The sequence below is a fragment of the Armatimonas sp. genome (genome assembly GCF_043760365.1).
Taxonomy (GTDB): domain Bacteria; phylum Armatimonadota; class Armatimonadia; order Armatimonadales; family Armatimonadaceae; genus Armatimonas.
In genome coordinates, this window is record NZ_JAYUPA010000778.1 from 1 (window position 1) to 3,397 (window position 3,397).

The 3,397-nt window shown below is 59.7% G+C and carries 4 protein-coding genes and 1 pseudogene; 3 read left to right on the plus strand and 2 right to left on the minus strand.

Annotated features, from left to right (window positions below; all coding sequences use genetic code 11):
• The 3 genes from ACH2EH_RS18680 to ACH2EH_RS18690 all read left to right on the plus strand — a co-directional run.
• The coding region (locus ACH2EH_RS18680; protein ID WP_395143993.1) for an Lrp/AsnC family transcriptional regulator at window positions 1-222 on the plus strand (222 nt) is incomplete at its 5' end.
• The gene (locus tag ACH2EH_RS18685) at window positions 219-1,388 is read left to right on the plus strand and encodes an aminotransferase class I/II-fold pyridoxal phosphate-dependent enzyme (protein WP_395143995.1); all 1,170 of its coding nucleotides are present in this window, start codon (window positions 219-221) and stop codon (window positions 1,386-1,388) included. The genes ACH2EH_RS18680 and ACH2EH_RS18685, both read left to right, overlap by 4 nt.
• Complete coding sequence (locus ACH2EH_RS18690) at window positions 1,385-2,734, plus strand: serine hydrolase domain-containing protein (protein ID WP_395143997.1); 1,350 nt, start codon at window positions 1,385-1,387, stop codon at window positions 2,732-2,734. Before ACH2EH_RS18685 ends, ACH2EH_RS18690 begins: the two co-directional genes overlap by 4 nt.
• 13 nt (window positions 2,735-2,747) lie before the next feature.
• Here ACH2EH_RS18690 and ACH2EH_RS18695 read toward each other — a convergent pair whose 3' ends face one another.
• Both ACH2EH_RS18695 and ACH2EH_RS18700 read right to left on the minus strand, forming a co-directional pair.
• Window positions 2,748-2,933: a hypothetical protein gene (locus tag ACH2EH_RS18695; RefSeq protein ID WP_395143999.1), complete on the minus strand. Its 186-nt coding sequence runs from the start codon at window positions 2,931-2,933 to the stop codon at window positions 2,748-2,750.
• Window positions 2,934-3,110: 177 nt separating this feature from the next.
• Window positions 3,111-3,397, minus strand: a pseudogene (locus ACH2EH_RS18700) (ornithine carbamoyltransferase); the annotation flags it as partial.

Sequence of the window (3,397 nt, forward strand, 5' to 3'; positions counted from 1 at the left end):
CCTGAGGTGCATAGCGTCTATCTAGTCTCCGGTTCGCAGGATCTTCGGGTCGTGGTCGCGGGCAAGACGATGCAGGAAGTGGCCAATTTTGTGGCGGAGAAACTGGCAACCATTGAGGGCGTGCGCGGCACGGCGACGCACTTTTTGCTCAAGAAGTACAAAGACGACGGTGATATCTTCGGCGAAGTCACCACGGATGAAAGGCTAGCGGTGACCCCATGAAATCGCTTTCACAGATTGTGGCAAGCACCCCCGCGTCGGGAATTCGTCGCTTCTTTGATTTAGTAGCGGAGCTTGATGATGTGATCTCGCTTGGGGTTGGGGAGCCGGATTATGTCACTCCCTGGCGCATCCGGGAGGCCGCAATCTACTCGCTGGAGAAGGGCCGCACGACCTATACCAGCAATTATGGACTTCTGGAACTGCGCGAAGCCATCGTCGCCAAGCACATCGAGCGCTATGGGACGGGCTGGAACCCACGCACTGAAGTGTTAGTGACCGTGGGGGTCTCTGAGGCGCTGGACACGGCGTTTCGTGCGATACTCAATCCTGGCGACGAAGTGCTGATCCCTGAGCCGTGCTATGTCAGCTATGCCCCCTGTGTGATGTTCGCGGGCGGCGTCCCCGTGCCGGTTCCCACCCGTGCCAAAGACGGCTTCGCAGCCCACCCCGAGGCAATCACGGAGCGCATCACGGAGAAGACCAAGGCCATTTTACTCTCGTATCCCACCAACCCAACCGGGGCCGTCATGAGCCGTGAGGGCCTACAACGCGTCGTGGATATCGCCGTCGCCAACGACCTCTACATCCTCAGCGATGAGATCTACGATAGGCTCTGCTACGACTCCGAGCATGTCTCGGTTCCGGCGCTCCGGGGTGCAAAAGAGCGGACAATTCTGCTCAATGGGTTCTCCAAAGCCTACGCCATGACCGGCTGGCGGATCGGCTATGCCTGTGCGCCCGCGCCCATCATCGAGATGATGATGAAGATTCATCAGTACACCATGCTCTGCGCTCCGATCACCGCGCAGATCGCCGCGATTGAGGCATTAAAGAACGCCGAGCAAGACACCGCCGAGATGGTCGCGGACTATGACCGTCGCCGTCGGCTCTTTGTGAAGGGGCTAAATGACTTAGGTCTGGAGTGCCGCATGCCCGGCGGTGCGTTCTACGCCTTCCCGAGTATCGAAAAAACCGGCCTCACCTCCGAGGAGTTCGCCGAGCGCCTGCTACGTGAAGAGCGTGTCTTAGTCGTGCCCGGTGATGTCTTTGGCAACGGCGGCATCGGCCACGTCCGCTGCTGCTACGCCACCGCCACCAGCAAGCTCACGGAGGCTTTAGAGCGCATGGGGCGGTTTTTAGGACGGTTGGGTACAATGGGCGCATGACCGCTCTTCCCCGTAGCACGCCCGAAGCGCAGGGTGTTTCGTCGTCTGGCATCGCCGGATTTCTGGCACACTGTGAAAACGCCGGGCTGGAGCTGCACAGCGTGATGCTCCTGCGCCACGGCAGGGTGATTGCCGAAACCTGGTGGCATCCGTACGCGCCCGAGAAGCCACACATGCTCTTCTCCCTCTCCAAGAGCTTCACGGCCACGGCAGTCGGGCTGGCGGTGGGTGAGGGACGGCTGCACCTCGACGATAAAGTGATCTCGTTCTTCCCGGAGAGCACGCCCGAAACTCTCTCCGAGAACTTAGCCGCGATGCGGGTGCAGGATCTGCTTACCATGTCCACGGGCCACGCTGTCGAGCCGATGACGGGGCTTCGGAGCGAGACAAATAATTGGGTGGCGTCATTTCTTGCCGCCGAGGTGCCTCACACGCCGGGGACGCACTTTCTCTACAACAGCCTCGCCACCTACATGCTCTCGGCGATCCTGCACAAGCTCACCGGCGAGCGGCTCCTAAGCTACCTCACGCCGCGTCTGTTTGTGCCGCTGGGAATCGAGAGTCCGACCTGGGAGCAGTGCCCGCTGGGAATTGATGCGGGCGGCTGGGGGCTGAGTGTCCGTACGGAAGCGATCGCCAAGTTTGGCCAGCTCTACCTGAGCGACGGCCTCTGGAACGGTGTGCGCCTGCTCCCGGAGGGCTGGGTTCATACTGCCACCCAAAAGCATATCTCCAACGGCGATGACCCTGCCAGCGACTGGGCGCAGGGCTACGGCTTTCAGTTCTGGCGCTGCCAGCACGGCGCGTACCGTGGTGATGGCGCATTCGGGCAGTACTGCGTGGTCTTCCCGGAGCAAGACGCCGTGCTCGCGATCACGTCGGGAGTGAAGAACATGCAGGAGGTTCTGAACCAGGTCTGGAAGCATATTCTGCCCGCGTTCGGGGCACGGCATGAGCTACATCGGCCCACCGGAGCCGGGCGCATCTTCTCAGGCACCTACACCTTCCCCACTAACGACCAGGGTCTCAAGAGCCTGCGTATCGAGAGCACGGAGTCGCAGCTCACGCTCACACTTGACGAGCACACACTGACCGGCGGCTTTGGCGCATGGCTCCCCGGCGAGACAGCCTTTCGTCAGTGGCATGGCAAGCCCCACGAAACCTCCGGAGCGGCTGCCTGGAGCGAAGACGGCACCACCCTCACCCTGCGCCTGTGTTCGGTAGAGACCCCGTTTATCGCGGAGGCTATCTGCACGTTTGAGGGCGAGAGTGTTACCTTCCATTACTCACTCAACGCCAGCTTCGGCCCCACGGAGTTCGCGCCACTGGTGGGAGCTAGAGTTTAAGTCGCTTCAAAAGCTACTTCCCTCGAATTAGCCCCACCACAATCAAAACAATCCCCGCTAAGACCGCCCACCCCGCATAGGCATAGAGCATCGTCCCCAGTACCCGAGCAAGCTGAATCACCAAACCCGCTACCAGGAACATCACTCCCCACTGAACCAATTTGTTGCTTTGTAGGCTTTGTAGTTGCTGTCGTTGCATAATATTAATCCTCCTCTCAATAGAACCACCATACCCTATCTAGGTTACAGTGGGAAACTTCACTATTCGAACAGAGTATTCACAGCCACTGTCCAGCCAGGAACGGCAGGCTCGGCATCGGCGACGCTTTCACGAGCGAAGTAATCCGCACGTTTGGCCTGCCTCGGCTCCTGCCTCTCATAGTACCGCAGCCAGAAGCGCTTGTTGGACATGGAGGCGATTTTCAGCCTGGTCGAAGATGCCCGACTGCGGACTGTCCACAGCGTCCTCAGTGATCTCCTCGCCGTAGTGTGCGGGTAGGCAGTGCAGAATTAAAGCATCCTCTTTGGCCTCACGCAGGGTCTTTGCACCGATCTGGAAGCCCGCAAAATCGGCCAAGCGCTTAGCTTTCTCGCCTTCCTGGCCCATTGAGGTCCAGACATCGGTGTAGAGAATATCGGCATCGTTAGAGGCAGCTACGGGGT

Excerpts from the sequence above, each read along its gene's own strand:
- ACH2EH_RS18685 (WP_395143995.1), top strand. The coding sequence starts at position 219 with ATGAAATCGCTTTCACAGATTGTGGCAAGCACCCCCGCGTCGGGAATT.
- ACH2EH_RS18690 (WP_395143997.1), top strand. The coding sequence starts at position 1,385 with ATGACCGCTCTTCCCCGTAGCACGCCCGAAGCGCAGGGTGTTTCGTCG.
- ACH2EH_RS18695 (WP_395143999.1), bottom strand. The coding sequence starts at position 2,933 with ATGCAACGACAGCAACTACAAAGCCTACAAAGCAACAAATTGGTTCAG.